Origin of the sequence: Nonomuraea soli (genome assembly GCF_013761175.1) — a bacterium.
Lineage (GTDB): Bacteria > Actinomycetota > Actinomycetes > Streptosporangiales > Streptosporangiaceae > Nonomuraea > Nonomuraea soli.
On sequence record NZ_JACDUR010000002.1, the window covers coordinates 210,530 to 228,837 of the forward strand.

The following is an 18,308-nucleotide window of genomic DNA, read 5'->3' on the forward strand; positions in this document are numbered from 1 at the left end:
ACATGTTCACTCGTTTATGCGTGGTCCTGCTGTGCCTGGCCGGCCTCGCCGTACCGGCGCACGCCAAGAAGTCCGTCGCGCCCGCGCTCGACGTGCTGTTCAGCCGGCCCTCCGTGAGCGGGGTCGCCGACCCGGCGTTGCAGGTCGAGCTCATCGAGCTGATCGGCCGCGCGGTCCCCGGCTCCACGCTCGACATGGCGACCTACGTCCTGCACGATGTGGCCGTCAGGGACGCCGTCCTGGCCGCGCACGCGCGTGGCGTCGTGGTCCGGGTGGTGGCCGAGGGCAGCGATCCGAACCAGGCCTACCTCGACGACCTGGCCGCCGTCCTGCCGCCGGGGAACGTCGTCAGGTGCGCCAACGGCTGCAACGGCCCCGTCACCGCCAAGGACGTCAGCCACCACAAGTTCTTCGTCTTCGGCGAGCTCGACGACGGCCGCCGCGACGTGGTCGTGCAGAGCTCCCAGAACCTCGACCGCTCCTTCGGGCTGAACCAGAACATGCTGATCAGCTCGGGCGACGCCGCCCTGGCCGACGGCTACCGCCAGGTCTTCGAGAGCCTGGCCGGGCAGGTCGTCACGGCCTACCAGGCGCCCTTCACCTCGGGGGACGGCCGGGTCGCCGTCTGGATGCAGCCGCGTGACACCGCCTACGACGAGCAGACCTACGGCAGCCCCGACCTGATCGCGGCGATGATCGAGGACGTGGCCTGCCCCGGCTCGATCAGGATCGTCCACTCCCAGTTCGCCACCGACCGTCCGCTGGTCATCGACGCGCTCGTCGCCAAGCGGCAGGCCGGGTGCACGGTCCAGGTGATGGTCCCCGAGGGCAACCAGACCGTCCCGGTCGCCCAGCGGCTGGCCGCCCACGGCATCGTCGTGCACACCTTCCGTCCGGGCGGCTGCCACGACCCCGCGGGCGGCAGCTGCTCCAACGGCGGAGTGCACTCGAAGATCCTGCTGGTCGACGGGCCTTCGCAGGCCGCGGGCGGAGCGGTACGCCGCTACGTCTACACCGGCTCGCACAACCTGAACAACGGCTCGCTGATCGCCTCAGACGACTCCGTCGTGCGGGTCGACGACCCGGCGATCTACGCCGCCTACGACGCCGACTACCGGCGGATGATGGACGAGATGGTGAAGATCGTCCCGTCCGCCTACCCCGGCGCCGCGCTCCAGATGGCCGCCAACGGCCCGCAGGACCAGCGGGCGCCCAGGGCCGCCGTGACCCGCAACGGCTACACCGCCGTGACCTGGACCGAGGGCGGCAACGCCGTCCACGCCCGCATCTACCGCGACGGAGCGCCCGTCACCGGGCCTGTCAGGGTGGACATGGGCGGCGTCGGCTGCGCCACCGGCTACCACCACTTCGACGGCGCGGTCGGGGTCGACGACTCCGGCAACGCCTACGTGGCCTGGGCCGAGGACGGCGACTGCCGCGGCGAGCACAACATCGCCGTGCGCCGCCTGTCGCCGGGCGGCACGCTGAGCGCCACCGTCTGGGCCAACGCCGGCCAGTGGGCCGGCGACCAGGTACGGCCCCGCATCGCGGTCCGCGGCACCGGCGCCTTCACCGTGGTCTGGGAGGACGCGGGAGTCGTGCGGGCCTCCGGCTACTCGTCGCTGACCTCCCGCGTCTTCGGCCCGCTGCAGCTGGGCTCCGGAGTCAAGCCGGACGTGGCCGTCGACGGATCGGGGACGGCCACCGTCGTGTGGCAGGAGGGCACCCACTCGGTGTACGGCCTGCGCCTGGCGGCCGGCGGGACGGTGACCAAGGCGCGCACCCGGATACACGAGAACACCGCGACCCAGCACCTGGCGCCCGCGGTGGCCACCACCCCGGCGGGCGACAGCGTCGTGGTGTGGAGCGACAACGCCGAGGGCGTGTGGCGTGTCCGGATGCGCGGTCTGACGGCCTCGCTCGGCGAGCGCTTCACGGAACAGCCCGTCTTCTACGGGCGCTTCGCCCTCGGCCAGCCCTCCGACCAGGCCCAGGAGTACCCGCCGCTGTGTCACAACGCGGGCTGCGCCGTCCAGGGAGTGCCGTCGGTGGCGGCCGACGCCTCCGGTCGCTTCGTGGTCGGGTGGAACGAGACGGACCTGTGGAACTCCGCCCGCTCGCTGGAGGTCTACGCCAGGGGGTTCAACGCGGACGGGACCACGGCCGGGCGCCTGCCGGTCGTCCGGCTCAACCCCACCACCCTCGGCAGCCAGCGCGACACCGCGCTGACGGCGGGCCCGGCCGGGTTCACCCTGTTCTACAGCGACGACTTCGACGCCAACAACTACCTCGACATCGTCGCCCGCACGGGTTTCACCAACGACGGCTTCTGACGGCGGCGTTGTGGCTCCTGCCCTCCCTGACGGATAGTCGGGGAGTGGAGGAGATCACCGTCGACCTGCTGCGGCAGCTCATCGTCCTGGACTCGGTCAATCCCGCCCTCGTGCCCGGCGGGGCGGGCGAGGCGGCCGTCGCCGACCTGTGCGCGGGCTGGCTGGCCGCCCGCGGATTCGAGATCCACTGGCTGGAGCGGCGTCCCGGCCGTCCCTCTGTCGTCGCGGTCGCGCGCGGCGCAGGGGGCGGCCGGTCGCTGATGCTCAACGGCCACCTCGACACCGTCACCCTGGCCGGCTACGACGGCGACCCGCTCGCGCCGCGCATCGCCGACGGCTGCATCTACGGGCGCGGCGCCTTCGACATGAAGGGCGGCCTGGCCGCGATGATGGTCGCGGGAGCGCGCGTGGCCGCCTCCGGGCAGCTGCGGGGCGACCTGATCCTGGCCTGCGTGGCCGACGAGGAGCACAACAGCCTGGGCACGGAGGAGGTGCTGGAGACCTTCACCGCCGACGCCGCGATCGTCTGCGAGCCGACCCACCTGGAGATCACGGTCGCGCACAAGGGCTTCGCCTGGTTCGACGTGGTCGTCGAAGGGCGCGCCGCCCACGGTTCGCGGCCCGACCTCGGCATCGACGCGATCGCCAAGGCCGGGCACTTCCTCGTCGCGGTCGAGCGCTGGGCCGGGCGCCTGGCCGAGGGGCCCGCCCACGAGCGGCTCGGTCCTGGCAGCGTGCACGCCTCCCTCATCAGGGGCGGCGAGGAGGCCTCCAGCTATCCCGCCTCCTGCCGGATCACCGTGGAAAGGCGGACCGTCCCCGGCGAGGACCCTCGGGCGGAGCTCGACGACATCCTGTCCGGCCTGGCCGCGACCGTGCCGGGCTTCGCGGCCAGCGTCGAGCCGGGGCTGCGGCGCGAGCCGTTCGAGGCCGACCCGGACTGGCCCATCGTCGCAACCGTGCTCGGCCAGGCGCGGCGGGTGCTCGGGCGTGCTCCGGCCCTGCGCGCGGAGCCGTACTGGACGGACTGCGCCCTGCTCGACGCGGCGGGCATCCCGTGCCTGATGATCGGCGTGGACGGCGGGGGCGCGCACGCGGCGACCGAGTGGGCCACCCTGGAGTCGCTCGACCAGCTCACCGACATCCTCGCGGCGACCATCAGGGAATGGTGTGTCGACAGGGATGCGGAAGCGTAGGGTGTGACTGTATGTAAATAGCGGCAAGCGGTGTGTTATGTGACGTGTTCGGCCGATTGCCGCTTTTCGGGGACTTTGATGCGAGCTTGTAGTCGACGAGATCATGGTGAAGCCCGTGTCAGCACATTCGAGCCGTCCGGCCGAGCCGTACCTCTCCACGACGGCCGCGCCAGGCTCCTCCCGGGCGGGAGAGGCCTGGCTGCCGCCCGCCGCGCACCGGGTCGCGCATGCCCGGCGGCTGGCGCTGGCGACGGCGCTCGGCGCGGCGGCGCTGGCCGTCCTGGCCCTGGCCGGATGGGTGTCCGGTGCTCTCGTGCTCACCAGCCTGGTCGCCGGGCAGGCCACGATGAAGCCCGACACCGCGGTGGGCCTCGGGCTGCTGGCCGCCGGGCTGCTGGCCACGGCCGCTCGCCGGGGCGGGCGGCGCGCCAGGATCACCGGCCTGATCTGCGCGGGGGCCGCGACGGTGATCGGGGTGCTGGCCTTCCTGCGTTACCTGACCGGCGTCGAACTCCCGGCCGATGAACTGTGGCGCGACCGCGCCGTCACGGTGGGCGACTGGGCCCCCGCCGTGATGGCGCCCAACGTCGCGGTGGCGATGGCGCTGACCGGCGTGGCGCTGCTGTTGCTGCTGCGCAGGCGGCCGGGCTGGGTCCGCACGGCGCAGGCGTTCGCCCTGGTGGTGATGATGACCGGGATGGCGCGCCTGGTGGGCCTCGCCTACCAGGTGCCCGAGCTCGAACGGTTCGGCCCGTACACCGGCATGGCCTTACCGGCGGCGTTGTGCCTGCTGCTGCTCGGAGCTGGAACGTTCCTCGCCCGCCCCACCGAGGGCTGGACCGGGCTGCTGGCAGGCTCCGGCGGTACCGCCCTGATCGGCCGCTGGCTCCTGGGCACGGCCGTGATCGTCCCCCCGATCCTCGGCTGGGTGCGGCTCACCGGGCAGGACATGGGCTGGTTCGACCCCCGGCTCGGCCTCGGACTGCTCGTGGCCGGCGACGTGTCGGCCTTCCTGATCGTGGGCCTGGCGGTGCTGGGCATCGCCGCCAGGATCGAGGGGGAGCGGGCCAGGGCCCAGCACACCGTCCGCGAGCTGGTGTGGCTGCGCACCCTCATGGACCACACGCCCGCCGCGATCTACATGAAGGACCTGGCGGGGCGCTTCCTGGCGGTCAACGCCACCTTCGCCCGCATGGTCGGCCGGGCTCCCGAGCAGATGATCGGCCTGACCGCCCACGACCTGCTGCCGCGTGCCACCGCCGACCGGCTGCGCGAGCACGACCTGCGCGCCCAGAGCGGGGGCCGCGCCATCCAGGCCGACACGGTCCTTCCGCTCGGAGACGGCGTTCACGAGTTCCTCACCACGCTGGTGCCGCTCGCCGACTCCGCGGGCACGGCCTACGGCGTGTGCGGCATCGCCACCGACGTCACCGAACGCGCCGCCGAGCAGCGCGAGCGCGACCGCCTCCAGCGCCGCTTCGCCGACCTGCTCGAAGCCGCCCCCGACGCCATGGTCATCGTCGACGGCCACGGGATGATCACCTTCGTCAACGCCCAGACGGAGACGCTGTTCGAGTACAGCCGCGACGAGCTGATCGGCGCCCCGGTCGAGATGCTGCTGCCGGAGGAGATCCGCGACACCCACCGGCGCCACCGGCGTTCCTACACCGCCCACCCGCGGATGCGGCCGATGGGCGCCGGTCGCCCGCTGCGCGGCAGGCGCAAGGACGGCAGCGCCTTCCCCGTGGAGATCAGCCTCTCGCCGCTGGAGACCGACAGCGGCGTGCTGATCTCCGCCGCCATCCGCGACATCACCACCCGCGAGCGCGCCGAGCAGCGCCTGGCGGAGCTGGCCGCCATGGTGGAGTCGAGCCAGGACGCCGTCTTCGCCCAGACCCCCAACGGCATTGTCACCTTCTGGAACGCCGCCGCCGCCCGCCTGTTCGGCCACACCGCCGACGAGATCATCGGCTGGCCCTGGACCCGGCTGGTGCCGCCCGACCGGCTGGAGGAGGCCAAGAGCCTGCTGATCCGGCTGCGCGCGGGCGAGCGCATCGACAACGTCGAGACCGTACGGCTGGCCAAGGGCGGCAGGGCCGTCGAGGTCGAGCTGACGTTCTGGCCGCTGCTCGACGACGAGGGAGCGGTCACCGGCATCGTGGCCAGCTGCCGCGACATCAGCGCGCGCAAGCACCAGCAGGCCGCCCTGCACCAGCTCTACGAGCAGCAGCGGCACATCGCCCTCACGCTGCAGCGCAGCCTCATGACCCAGCCGCCCGACCTGCCGGGCCTGGCGACCGCCAGGCGCTACGTCCCGGCGACCGGCGGCGCGGGCGTCGGTGGCGACTGGTACGACCTCATCGCTCTGGAGGGCGGTCGCTACGGGGTGCTCATCGCCGACGTGATGGGCCGCGGCCTGGAGGCGGCCGCCGTGATGGGGCACCTGCGCTCGGCGGCGCACGCCCTGGCCAAGACCGGGATGGAGCCGGAGCGGCTCATGGCGGCGCTCGACGACCTGACCTGCGACCTGCCCGAGCGGCTGGTGACGTGCTGCTACCTGGTGATCGACCCGGAGGCGGGGAAGCTGACGGCCTGCTCGGCCGGGCACCCGCCCGCTCTGCTGGCCGCGCCGGGGGAGCCGGCGCGGCGGCTGGACCTGCCGGTCAACACGCCGCTCGGTCTCGGGCAGGGCGGCTACCGGCAGACGGTGGTCGGCTATCCGCGCGACGCCCTGCTGGCCCTGTACACCGACGGGCTGATCGAGATCCCGCGCGTCGACCTCGACGCCAGGATCGACCTGCTGGCCGGGCAGCTACGGGCGGACGGGGCCGGGCTGGAGCAGCAGGCGGAGCGGCTGCTGGCCGCGCTGCTGCCCGACCCGGCCGCCCACGACGACGACGTCACGCTGCTGCTTCTCACGCTGCCCGCGGCCCCGCCGCGGTGAGTGTTCAGGGGCGGGCGGCGGGCTGGAAGATCTCGACCAGGTTGCCCGCCGGGTCGGCGACGAGGATCTGGCTGCCTCCCGGCCCCGTCACCCGCTCGCTGAGGAACGGCACCCCCGCTCCCTTCAGCCGGTCGATCTCCGCGTCGAGATCGTCGACGACGAGGTGGATGCGGTTGCGCCCGGACACGGCGTGCTCCTCGGGCGTGGCGCGGGCGCCGGAGCTCGACGGCCCCGACAGCAGCAGCCGCAGCGGCCCCCGCACGACGTCGGCGAAGGCGGGTGCGGCGCTCATCCGCACCTCGAATCCCAGCTGCCCGGTGTAGAAGCCGACCGCCGCCTGAACGTCGTCGACGATGTAGCGAACGCCGGCGAACTCCTCATGCGCTGTCATGTCCGAACCTCCGAAGGTGAGGCGAGCAGGACGGGCACGAGCTGCCCGACCCGGGCGTCGATCTCGGCGGCGACCTCGTCGAAGCCGCCCGTGCGCGCCGGATCCGGCACGCTCCAGTGCACCAGCCGGGGCTGCCCGTCGAACGCCGGGACGACCTCGCGCACCTTGTCGCACAGGCTGACCACGTAATGGAAGCGGTGGCCGGCGACCTCGTCCAGGTGGCGCGGTCGCCGTCGCCCGACGTCGATGCCGTACGTCCGGCGCAGCACGCCGACGGCCCGGGGATGCAGCTCGTCCTTGGGACGGCTGCCCGCGCTGGCCACCGGCGCGCGCCCGCCGGAGCGGTGGCGCAGCAGGGCCTCGGCGATGGGCGAGCGGGCGCTGTTGCCGGTGCACAGGAACAGCACGGACGGCCATGCCGGCTCCGCCGGGGGAATCGGCCGCGTGGCGAGCGCGGGATGGAGGGCGGGCCCGAGGGCCGCCAGCTCGCCAGCGCATCGCTCCAGGTCGAGGCGGTAGTAGCTGTCGCGCCCGTCGAAGCTGCTGCGGCGCGAGCCCACCAGCCCGCTGGAGCGCAGCAGCCGCAGATGGTAGGAGACCAGGTTCTGCGGCTCGCCCACCGCGGCCACCAGCTCGCGCACCCGGCGGTCGCCGCCGGCCAGCTCGGTCAGCAGCGCCCACCGCAGCGGGTGCGCAGCCATCCGCACCAGCAGCGGGACCTCGTGTCGGCCGCTCGACGCCATACCATCCATATTACATCAAACCGATTTGATGCAATCAGGCGGGCAGTGCGCTGCTCGGCGCCAGGGGCAGCCGGGCCCGCACCTCGAACCCGCCGCCCGGCAGCGGGCCCGCGTCGAGGTCGCCGCCCAGCAGCCGGCACCGCTCCCGCATCCCGACGATGCCGCGCCCGTCCTCGCCGGGAGCCGCACGGCCAGGCACGGGCACCCGCATCGAGGGGCCCGCGTCGGTCACCCGCAGCTCCAGCACCTCCGCGCCGGGGTTCAGCGCCACCGTCACGCGCGTCGGTCCCACATGACGGATCACGTTGGTGATCGACTCCTGCAGGATCCGGTAGGCGGCACTCCCCACCGCGCTCGGCAGCGGCGCCACCGGCGGCGCCTCCTCGACCTCGATGTCGAGCCCCGCCTCGCGCGCCTCGGCCGCCAGCTCGTCGAGCTGCCCCAGCCCCGGGTACGGCACGCGCCCCGCGCCGTCGTCGCGCAGCACCCCGAGGATGGCCCGCATCTCCCGCAGCGCCCGCGAGCTGGTCTGCTCGATGGTTCTCAGCGCGTCGCGCGCCACGTCGGGCCGCTTGTCGAGCACGTGCGCGGTGACCCCCGACTGCACGTTGATGATCGCGATCGCGTGGGCGACGGTGTCGTGGACCTCACGCGCGATCCGCAGCCGTTCGGCGTCGACCCGAGCCCGCGCCTCCTCCTCGCGGGTGCGCTCGGCCAGCTCGGCGCGCCGCTGCGCCTCGGCGGCGATGACCCTCCTGGACCTGACCGACTCGCCCAGCGCCACGCTCATGACCGACGCGCCGATGCGGAAGAACACCCAGCCGACGGCGGCGCGCGGCTCGATGTCGGCCGCCGCGACCAGCCAGACGGCCGACAACACGGTGATCGCCGCGCCCGCCGTCACAAGCGACCTGTTCCCGTCGCCGTAGGCGGCCACGGTGTACAGCGCCACGAAGAGCGCCAGCCAGCCGGGACCGTCGGGGAAGTCCAGGGCGTAGTAGGCGATGCTGGCCAGCGCGGTGACCGCGAACACCGGAACCGGCCAGCGGCGCCGTACGGCCACGGCGGCACCCGTCGCGATCAGCAGGCCGTACCCCAGGTTCCCGAGGTCGCCCAGCGACCGCGACCCCACCTCGCCGGCGTTGCGCGTGATCGTGCCCTGCACCTGCATCGCGGTGATGAAGAGGGCGATCAGGGCGTCCTGCGCCGGCACCGGCAGGCGCAGCCAGGCGGTGCGGAGTCTCATGACGAGATCGTACGGTTCCCCGCGCGCGCACGACTCCGCCCAGGCGCGTGCCCTCCTACGCCGAGCGGAGTAGCCGGTCCCGCGCCGGTTACGGAGAACTGCGTAGCGATCCGCGTCCGCTGCCGGAAGCCGCCGCGCGCGTGGCGGAGCAGGATCGAACCCGTGCATCCCCCGCAGACGATCGCCGCCACCGCCCGGCGCCCGGCGCACACCAGGCTCCTGTGGATCCTCACCGGCCTGGTCCTGACCCTGCTGGCCGGCAGGACCTTCCTGCCGGCCGTCGGAGTGCCGCTGCTCCTGCTCGCCCAGGTGCTGTTCACCCTGCTGCACGGCGCGCGCAGGTACGGCCGGCCGGCCGTCACCGTGTTCGTCGTGGTCACGCTGGTGGTCAGCAACGCCCTGGAGAACCTGTCGATCCTGACCGGCTTCCCGTTCGGCGTCTACCACTACACGATGGACCCCCAGGTGTTCCTGGTGCCCGTCTTCATCGGGCCCGCCTACGTGGCCACCGGCTACCTGGCGTGGAACGTCGCCACCGTGCTCGTCGGCGAGGTGCGCCGCGGCAGCGGCCCGCTGACCGTCGTGGGCACGCCCGTCGTGGCGTCGTTCGCCATGGTCGCCTGGGACCTGGCGATGGACCCGACCCTGGCCACCGTGCGCAGGTTGTGGATCTGGGAGAACGGCGGCGGGTTCTTCGGCGTGCCCTTCGTCAACTTCCTGGGCTGGTCGCTGACGGCCTACCTGTTCCTGCAGCTGTTCGCCCTGTACCTGCGGCGACGCGGCCCCGAGCGGGAACCGGCCGCCACCGCGACCCGCGTCCAGGCGCTCGTGCTGTACGCCGCGACCGCCCTGCCGTTCTTCCTGACCTACCTGATCGGCGAGCGCACCACCGTGACCGACGCCGCCGGCCACACCTGGCGCACCGCCGACATCTACGAGACCTCGGCGCTGACCGCCCTCTACGGGATGGTCTTCATCGCGCTCCTGGCCGCCCTGACCCTGGCCAGGCAGGTCACGAACGGCGCAGATAGTCGGCCAGCTCCGCGATCGTCGGATGGTCGAAGACCGCGCTGACGGGCATGCGCCTGCCCAGGCTCCCGCGCAGGCGGGCGCTCAGCCGTCCGGCCAGCAGCGAGTGGCCGCCCAGCTCGAAGAAGTCGTCGTCACGGCCGATCCGGTCCTTCCCGAACAGCTCGCCCCAGATCCTGGCCAGCTCCGTCTCCACCTCCCCTCGCGGGGCGGCGGTGGCGACCGGCGGCGGAGCGGGCGCCGGGCCCGCCTCCGCGAGGGCGCGCAGGGCGGGGCGGTCGAGCTTGCCGTTGACGTTCAGCGGCAGGCTCGCGGCGCTCGCCCAGCGGTCCGGCATGAGGTAGGCGGGCAGCCGCTCGCGCAGGCCCTCACGGACGCGGGCCGTCACGTCGTCGCCGGGCACGGCCGGCACCAGGTAGGCGACGAGCACCTTGCTCTCCGCGTCGGCGCCGACGGCCACCACACCCGCGTCACGCACCAGCGGATCCTGCCGCAGCGCCTCCTCGATCTCGACCGGCTCGACCCGGAATCCGCGTCGCTTGATCTGCTGGTCGGCCCGGCCGAGGAACTCCACGACCCCGTCCAGGCGCATCCTGGCCAGGTCGCCGGTGGCGTAGATGCGCTCGCCCGGCAGCCACGGGTCGGGCACGAACCGCTGGGCGGTCAGCGCGGGGTCGTTCAGGTAGCCGCGCGCCAGGCCGCCGCCGCCCGCGTACAGGTGGCCGACCTCGGCGGGAAGCAGGTCGTCGTCGAGCACGCGCAGCCAGGTGTCGTCGATGGCGGTGCCGATCGGCACCGGCGCGTCCGTCGCCACCATCTCGGGGGTGAGCACCTGGCAGGTGGTGAACGTCGTGACCTCCGTCGGGCCGTACGCGTTGACCAGCACGACGCCCGGCAGCTCGGCCAGCAGCCGCCTGGCGCGGCTGGGCGAGAGCACGTCGCCGCCCGTGAGCAGCTGCCGCAGCCCTGCCAGGTCGTCCAGGCACTCGTCGACCATCAGGTGGAACAGGCCGGTGGTGAGGAAGGCCGTGGTGACGCCCTGCTCGCGCATCAGCGTGCCGAGCTCGTGCGCCGACGGCCGGCCCGCCGGCCCGACCACCAGCCGCGCGCCGTTGGCCAGCGCGCCCCAGATCTCGAACGTGGCCGCGTCGAAGCTCGTCGACGAGGCGTGCAGCACGCTCTCCCCGGCGTCGAGCGTGACATAGCCGGGGTCGGCGACGAGGCGGGTGATGCCCCGGTGCGTGATCGACGCGCCCTTCGGCACGCCGGTGGAACCCGAGGTGAACATGATGTAGGCCAGGTTGTCCTGCCGTACGGCGGGCAGCGGGCCGTCCGCCGCGGGCCCGTCGGCCTCCACCAGCAGCGCGGGCGCCTCCAGCCGGGAGGCCAGCTCACCCGTCGTGACGACGACAGGAGCGCCGGTCGCCTCCAGCATCATCGACAGCCGGACCGGAGGATAGGCGGGGTCGAGCGGGACGTACGCGCCGCCCGCCTTCAGGACGGCCAGGACGGCCAGCACGAACGCGGGTGAACGCTCCAGGAACACGCCGACCGGCGTGTCCGGCGTGACGCCCGCCGCCATCAGGCGGCGCGCGAGCCGCTCGGCGCGGGCGTCGAGTTCGGCGTAGGACAGCACGGTGTCTCCGTGCACGATCGCGTCGTTGCCGGGTGCCGTGGCCGCGTGCGCGGCCACCAGCTCATGCACGCGCATGGTCGATCAGGCCTTCCGTGAGAAGCGGGACGTCGATGGGGGAGCGGCCGGGCTCCGGGTGGTCCAGCTGCGACCAGAGCGCGGCCAGCCGGTGCCGGGAACCGGCGCACGAGATGTCGGCCAGCTCGGCCGTCTCGGGGTCGGCGGCGGCGAGCACCACCGACATGGACAGCAGCTCGGCCGCGATCCGGCCGACGACACGCAGGAGGCGCTGGCGGGCGAAGAGCTCCTCGCGCGGATGGGCCGTGGTCAGCCGCCCGCACACCTCGGCCAGCCGGCGCGCCTGCTCCTCGACGAACACCGCGCGCCCGCCGGCGACCTGGGGAGCCGGTTCCCTGTTCTCCCCGTAGAAGGCCGCCAGGGACGCCTCGGCCGACCACGCGTCGAGCATGAAGTCGACGCCGCCCGCCACCCGCAGCGCCCGCGCGTCGCGGAAGAGCCGCTCCACCGGCAGCGGCGGCGCCCCACGCCTGGCCTTGCTGGCCGCGCTCTCGTAGCCCTCCGCGCCCAGCAGCGACACCGTCCTGTCGACGGCCCTCCAGCACAGCCGGGAGGCCAGGTTCTTGACCACGGTCAGGTCGGGCCGGGTGTCGGCCCGGTCGCGCCCGAGCAGGGCCCAGCGCGACAGGCAGTCGATCGTGAACACGTCGGCCGCCGTGTCCGCCACGACCCGCCGGATCTCCTCGTACTCGCCCAGGCCGCGCCCGTCGATCACGCGGCGGGCGACGAAGTCGCGGGAGTACTGCAGGCACCGCTGGGCGATCGCCAGCGCCGCCGGGACGATCACCAGATGCCGCCCGAGGAGCGCCAGCCCCGCCAGATCCGCTTCAGGCTCGATCTGTTCGGCGCCGTCCCCGTCGGGGCGCATGCGCCAGCCGTCGCCGTCCTCCGGCATCAGCCACTCGGCCGGCACCCGGACCCGGTCCAGCCGCAGCGAGCCGATCGCCGCGCCGCGCAACCCCATGAACTCGTGCCGGGCCGTCACCTCGAAACCGGGCGAGCGGGTGTCGACGAAGAACAACCGCACCTCGCCGGTGCCCTCGATGGTCGCCGAGACGTCCACGAGGTCGGCCGTCGGGCCGTTGCCGATGAACACCTTCTCGCCGCTGATCAGGTAGGCGGCGCCGTCCTCGACCGGCACCGCGACCGTGGCGCGGGTGCGGTTGGCCGTGCCCGCGGGCTCGGCGTCGGCGCCGCCCGACACGATCCCGGCCGCCACCCGCTCGCAGATCATGTCCCGCAGCGGCCCTGGCGGCAGGACCCGCAGGTAGGACCCCGAGCCGAAGCCGTTGCCCACCCCCAGTGTGAAGGCGACCGCGCCCGACCACGAGGCTCCCGCCCGCAGCACCTGGAAGGCCTCCGCGTCCGACAGGCCGAGGCCGCCCAGCTCGCGGTCGATCGTCAGCGCCAGGAACCCCTCCTCGCGCAAGGCCTTCAACGCGGCCGGCGGCAGCTGCCCCGTGCGCTCCACCTCCTCCGGGTCGACCATCGCCCGCAGCAGCGCGGCCAGCTCCTCCACGGCGTGGGGTGCGGGCGGCAGGGCGGGGAAGGGGGCCAGCAGGTCCCAGCGGACCCGGCCCCGGTACAGCTCGTCAAGCACGCTCGGCGAGGAATCGCATGAGCTCATCGGATCGCTCCCTGAAGTAGAAGTGGCCGCCGGGAAACAGGCGCAGGTCGAAGGGGCCGGTGGTCAGGCCGTGCCAGGCGACGAGCCGCTCGGGCGACTCGGCGTCGTCCGCGCCGCCGACCACCGTGATCGGGATGTCCAGCGGTACGGCGGGCGCCGGGCGATAGGTGGCGACGATCGCCAGGTCGGCGCGCAGCCCGCCCAGCACCAGCGAACGCAGCTCGGCGTCCTCCCGCACCGCGTCGGGCAGCGGGCCGTACGCCCGTTCCACCGCCTCCATCAGGGCTGTGTCGCCGAGCTCGTGCACCGGCTCGCCCGGCCGGTGAAGGTACGGCGAGCCGTACGCGGACAGGATCAGCCGCTCAGGAGCCGGCAGGCCGCGCTCGCGCAGCAGCAACGCCGTCTCGTAGGCGACCAGCGCGCCCAGGCTGTGGCCGAACAGGGTGTAGGGCGGCTCGAACGCCGCCTCGCCGACGACCGCCTCCACCAGCGCGGCCATCGAGTCGAACGCGGGCTCGGCCAGGCGCCCGCCCCTGCCGGGCGGTTGCACCCCCCACACCTCGGTGCCCGGTAACGCGTCCGACCAGCGCACGTACTCGCCCGCCGCCCCGCCGCTGTGCGGGAAGCAGTACAACCGGGAGGCGGCCCCTGGCCGCCTGCGTCTGCACAGCAGCCACCGGGATCGTGTCGCCGTCATGCCGCCTGTCCTTCCTCGATCAACCGGGCCAGCCGGTGCACGGTCGGCGCCAGGAACAGCGCCTTGGGGCTGAGCTCGACGCCGACCGAGCGGCGGATCAGCGAGACGACCTGGGTGGCGACGACGGAGTCGCCGCCCAGGTCGAAGAAGTCGTCGTGAGGGGTGAGCTCGCCGGGCTCCATGCCGAGCACCTCACCGAAGGCCTCGGCCAGGGCCCGCTCCGTGCCCGCTCCGTCGACCGTGCCGTCGACCGTGCCGTCGACCGTGCCGCCGTGCGCGCCGCCGTGCGCGCCGCCGACCGTGCCGCCGTGCGTGCTGCCGGGGGTGTGTTCGGCGACCTCGTCGAGCGCTCCCGCGAGCACCTCCCGCTGCGCCGGCGCGGAGCCCGTCAGCCGCTCGGGCGGCTCCAGGCGGAACCTGCGGCGTTCGAACGGGTAGCCGGGCAGGGGAACCCGCAACCGGCGCTCACCCTCGTGCAGCGCCGGCCAGTCCACCGCCACCCCGGCCTGCCACAACCGCCCGGTCGCCGCCAGCATCGTGCGGTCCGCCCCCGCCGGATCCCCCGGATGCGGCAGGCTCGGCACCGTGACGACGCCGGAACCGGCGCCCGGGTGCTTGCGCGCCAGAGTCCCGAGCGTCCGCCCCGGCCCCAGCTCCAGCAGCACCCGCGAAGACCCGTTCAGCAACGTGCTCAGCGCGTCGGCGAAGCGCACCGTGTGACGCAGGTGCCCGCTCCAGTACGCCGGATCGCACGCCTGCCCGGCGGTGACCGGCAGGCCGGTGCGGTCGGAGATCCACGTGATCGCCGGCGGCCGGAGCTCCGTACGCGCGACACGCTGCTCGAAGCAGGCCACGACCGGCTCGACCAGCCGCGAGTGGGCGGCGGCGCTGATGTGCAGTACCCGCGCGTCCACCCCGTCGGCGGCCAGCCGCTCACGCAGCTCGGCGATGTCGGCCGCGGGCCCGGCCAGAACCGTCTGGTCGTGGCTGTTGACGGCGGCGACCGACAGCCGGTCGCCGGCGAGGCGCACGACCCGCTCCTCGGGCAGGGGCACCGCGAGCATCGCGCCCTCCGCGAGCCCGCCGAGCAGCACGCCCCGCTCCAGCACCAGGGCCAGAGCGCCGGCGGGCGACAGCACTCCCGCGATCACGGCGGCCGCGTAGGCCCCGAGGCTGTGACCCAGGACGACCTCGGGGACGACGCCCCTGGACTGCCACAGCCTCGCCGTGGCGTACTCCACAGCGAACAGGGCGGGCTGGCCGACGCGCATGGTCGCCATCTCGGCTGCCGCCCCGGGCGCCCCGCCGTACAGGACCTCGCGCAGGTCGAGGCCGAGCGACGGGCGGGCGAGGTCGGCGATCAGGTCCACCTCGGCGCGGAAGACGGGTTCCTGCTCGTAGAGGTCGCGGCCCATGCCGACGTGCTGGCCGCCCTGGCCGGGGAAGAGGAACGCCACCCCGGGGGAGGCCGCGCCCTCGCCGAGCGCCAGGCCGGGGTCGCGCAGGGCCTGTATGGCTTGCGCCCGGTCGGCGGCCACCACGAAGGCCCGGTGAGCGAACGCCCGCCGGCCGGTCTGCAGCGTCCACGCCACGTCGGCGAGTCCAGGATCGCCGAGCCCCGTGTCCGCGAGGCCCGCGCCCACGAGCTCGGTGTCCGCGAGGCCCGCGTTTACGAGGCCCGCCTCTGAGCGGCCCGTGTCCGCGAGGCTCGCGGCCGCCCCTTGCCCGCCCATGCGGTCGTCGTTCGCGAGGTGGGCGGCCAGGCGGGCGGCGGCGGTGCGGAGGGCGGCGGGGGTGCGGGCCGACAGCGGCAGGAGCTGCACCGGCCGCCCCGCCCCCGACGGCTCGGCCGCCGGCGCCTCCTCCAGGACGGCGTGCGCGTTGGTGCCGCCGATCCCCAGCGAGTTCACCCCCGCGCGGCGCGGGGTGGCGCCGCGCGGCCACGGCACCGGCTCGGCGCTGACCCGGAACGGGCTCCCCTCCAGCCCCAGCTCCGGGTTGGGCGTGCGGAAGTGCAGCGTCCCCGGGATGAGCTCGTGCCGGAGCGCCAGCGCCGCCTTGATCAACCCGACGACCCCGGCCGCCGCGTCCGTGTGGCCGATGTTGGGCTTCACCGAGCCGAGCACGCTGAAGCCCACCTCGCCGGTGCCCTCGGCGAACGCCTTGGTCAGCGCCCGCACCTCGATCGGGTCGCCGACCGGCGTGCCGGTGCCGTGCGCCTCGACGTAGCCGATGGTGGCCGGGTCGACGCCGGCGACCACGTGGGCGGCGCGTACGGCGGCCGCCTGCCCGGCGACGCTGGGCGCGGTGAAGCCCATCTTGCCCGAGCCGTCGTTGGTGACGGCGGTGCCGCGGATGACGGCGTAGACGTGGTCGCCGTCCTCGATCGCCTCGGGCAGGCGCTTGAGCACGACGATGCCCGCGCCGTCGCCGCCGACCGTGCCGGAGGCGCCGGCGTCGAAGGCACGGCAGCGGCCGTCGGGTGACAGCACGCCCTCGTCGCCGAACTCGCCGGTGGGCGCGGGCACCCGTACGGTCACCCCGCCCGCGAGCGCCACGTCGCACTCGCCGGCCAGCAGTGCCTGGCCCGCGAGGTGGACGGCGACCAGCGAGGTGGAGCAGGCCGTCTGCACGGTGACGGCGGGGCCGGTGAGGCCCAGCTTGTAGGAGACGCGGCTGGTCAGGAAGTCGGCTCCGGCCGACAGCCGCAACTGCCACTCCGAGACGCCGGGGAAGGACGTGCGGTTGGCCATCAGGGTGGCGAAGTGGCCGGTGTCGCCGCCGCCCGCGTAGACGCCGACGGCGCCCGGATAGGTCGCCGGGTCGAGCCCCGCGTCCTCCAGGGCGGCCCACGCGCACTCCAGGAACACGCGGTGTTGCGGGTCGAGCATCAGGGCCTCGCGCGGCGAGTAGCCGAAGAAGGCGGCGTCGAACCCGTCGGCGTCCTCGACGACGCCATATCCACCGGCGCCCGATCCCGTGGCGCCCGATCCCGTAGTGCCCGAGCCCTCGGGACCCGAGTCCGTGGTGCCCGAGCCTGTGGTGCCCGGGTGGTCAGGGTCGACGCCGAGCGACTCGACGCCGTTGGCCACGTTGTGCCAGAACCGCACCGTGTCGGGGGCGCCGGGGAAACGTCCCGCCATGCCGACGATGGCGAGGAACTCCTCCTGGTTCATACCGTCACCCCTTCCGGGTAGGCCCGGAGCGTGCGCACGGCCGACATCACGGGCGGGACGATGGACAGAGCGGTGATCGCGGCGGCCATCCACAACACGCCGCGCAGGCCGAGCGGGGCGACCAGGAGCCCGCCGAGGGCGGCGCCGAGCGGCACCATGCCCCAGGTGACGAAGCGGAAGGTCGCGTTCATGCGCCCGAGCAGCCCGGGGGGCGTCGCCGTCTGGCAGAGCGTCACCTGGACCACGTTGAACAGCACGACACCGAGGTAGACGACGAACAGGCCGCCGCCGAACAGGACGACCTCACCCGACATCGGCAACATCGCGGCACCGGCCGCGAACATCGCGATCGAGCCGACGATCACCGGGCCGGGGCCGTACCGCTCGACCGCCTTGCCGGCCAGCAGCGCGCCGATGAGGCCGCCCGCGTTGCCGACGGCCAGCGCCAGTCCGATCATGCCCGCGCTCAGGTGCAGCACCTGGACCGCGTAGACCACCTGGAGGGCGAGCACCGCGGCGAAGGCCAGCTCGGCGGCGGCGGCCGACAGCATGAGCGGGCGCAGCAGCCGGTGACCGGCGACGAAGCGCAGGCCCTCGCTGATCTGCCGGCCCAGGCCGCCTTCGCCCGTGGGCTGCGGCGGCCTGCTCGGCTTGCTGATGCGGGTCAGGAACAGCGCCGAGGCCAGGTAGGTGAGCGAGTCGAGGGCGATGGCGACGGGCGCGGTCAGGAACTGCACCAGCCCGCCGCCCAGGCCGGGACCGGCCAGCTGCGACAGCGACCTGGAGGTCTCCAGCTTGGCGTTGCCGTCGGTGAGCTGCTCCTCGGTCACCAGGTCGGGCAGGTAGGACAGGTGGGCGACGTCGAAGAAGAGCGTGGCCAGGCCGATCATGAACGCCACGCCGTACAGCAGGGGCATGGTGAGCATGTCCATGACGTACGCGAGCGGGACGACGGCCAGCGCGCCCGCCCTGATCAGGTCGGAGGCGATGAGCACGGGCCGCAGCGGCAGCCGCTCGACCCACGCGCCGACGGGCAGCCCCAGTAACAGGACCGGGACGAACTCGACCGCCGCCAGCAGGCTCACCTCGAGGGCGGAGCCGCCCAGCAGCAGCGCGGCCAGGGGGAAGGCGAGCAGGGTGACCTGGGTGCCGACCAGGCTGACCGACTGGGCCAGCCACAGGTTGCGGAAGTCGCCGTTGCGCCAGAGGCTCATG

General features: G+C 73.9%; 12 protein-coding genes. 4 read left to right on the forward strand and 8 right to left on the reverse strand.

The genetic code is table 11. The features are described from left to right. The first annotated feature begins 2 nt into the window (after positions 1-2). From HNR30_RS08295 to HNR30_RS47480, 3 genes are all read left to right on the forward strand, one after another. A complete protein-coding gene (locus tag HNR30_RS08295) occupies positions 3-2,333 on the forward strand; it encodes a phospholipase D-like domain-containing protein (protein WP_181609163.1) in 2,331 nt (776 codons plus the stop codon). 44 nt (positions 2,334-2,377) lie between these two features. Beyond that, the gene (locus HNR30_RS08300) at positions 2,378-3,529 is read left to right on the forward strand and encodes a M20/M25/M40 family metallo-hydrolase (RefSeq protein ID WP_312894287.1); all 1,152 of its coding nucleotides are present in this window, start codon (positions 2,378-2,380) and stop codon (positions 3,527-3,529) included. 115 nt (positions 3,530-3,644) lie between these two features. Next, positions 3,645-6,473, forward strand: coding sequence for a SpoIIE family protein phosphatase (locus HNR30_RS47480; protein ID WP_181609164.1), 2,829 nt, complete (start codon positions 3,645-3,647; stop codon positions 6,471-6,473). A 4-nt stretch (positions 6,474-6,477) separates the two neighbouring features. On the opposite strand, the gene HNR30_RS08310 is transcribed toward HNR30_RS47480, so the two are convergent. The 3 genes from HNR30_RS08310 to HNR30_RS08320 are packed head-to-tail and all read right to left on the reverse strand — an operon-like array spanning position 6,478 to position 8,853. Then, positions 6,478-6,864 carry a VOC family protein gene (locus HNR30_RS08310; RefSeq protein WP_181609165.1) on the reverse strand — a complete coding sequence of 129 codons (387 nt, stop codon included), beginning with the start codon at positions 6,862-6,864 and terminating at the stop codon, positions 6,478-6,480. After that, complete coding sequence (locus tag HNR30_RS08315; protein WP_181609166.1) at positions 6,861-7,607, reverse strand: arsenate reductase/protein-tyrosine-phosphatase family protein; 747 nt, start codon at positions 7,605-7,607, stop codon at positions 6,861-6,863. Before HNR30_RS08315 ends, HNR30_RS08310 begins: the two co-directional genes overlap by 4 nt. Positions 7,608-7,641: 34 nt before the next feature. Beyond that, on the reverse strand, positions 7,642-8,853 hold the full coding sequence (locus HNR30_RS08320; RefSeq protein ID WP_181609167.1) for a sensor histidine kinase: 1,212 nt from the start codon (positions 8,851-8,853) through the stop codon (positions 7,642-7,644). A gap of 162 nt (positions 8,854-9,015) precedes the next feature. On the opposite strand from HNR30_RS08320, the gene HNR30_RS08325 reads away from it, so the two are divergent. Beyond that, on the forward strand, positions 9,016-9,927 hold the full coding sequence (locus HNR30_RS08325) for a carotenoid biosynthesis protein (protein WP_181609168.1): 912 nt from the start codon (positions 9,016-9,018) through the stop codon (positions 9,925-9,927). On the opposite strand, the gene HNR30_RS08330 is transcribed toward HNR30_RS08325, so the two are convergent. Genes HNR30_RS08330 through HNR30_RS08350 form a run of 5 tightly spaced genes read right to left on the reverse strand, consistent with a single transcriptional unit; the run spans position 9,866 to position 18,307 of the window. Then, a complete protein-coding gene (locus tag HNR30_RS08330; protein ID WP_181609169.1) occupies positions 9,866-11,593 on the reverse strand; it encodes an amino acid adenylation domain-containing protein in 1,728 nt (575 codons plus the stop codon). The genes HNR30_RS08325 and HNR30_RS08330 overlap by 62 nt on opposite strands. Beyond that, a complete protein-coding gene (locus tag HNR30_RS08335; protein ID WP_181609170.1) occupies positions 11,580-13,220 on the reverse strand; it encodes an acyl-CoA dehydrogenase family protein in 1,641 nt (546 codons plus the stop codon). The genes HNR30_RS08330 and HNR30_RS08335 overlap by 14 nt, the downstream gene beginning before the upstream one ends. Then, positions 13,186-13,917, reverse strand: a complete 732-nt coding sequence (locus tag HNR30_RS08340) for a thioesterase II family protein (protein ID WP_181609171.1) — start codon at positions 13,915-13,917, stop codon at positions 13,186-13,188. The genes HNR30_RS08335 and HNR30_RS08340 overlap by 35 nt, the downstream gene beginning before the upstream one ends. Next, positions 13,914-17,093, reverse strand: coding sequence for a type I polyketide synthase (locus HNR30_RS08345; protein WP_181609172.1), 3,180 nt, complete (start codon positions 17,091-17,093; stop codon positions 13,914-13,916). Before HNR30_RS08345 ends, HNR30_RS08340 begins: the two co-directional genes overlap by 4 nt. Further along, on the reverse strand, positions 17,090-18,307 hold the full coding sequence (locus tag HNR30_RS08350; RefSeq protein WP_181609173.1) for an MFS transporter: 1,218 nt from the start codon (positions 18,305-18,307) through the stop codon (positions 17,090-17,092). Before HNR30_RS08350 ends, HNR30_RS08345 begins: the two co-directional genes overlap by 4 nt. Position 18,308: the final 1 nt, after the last annotated feature.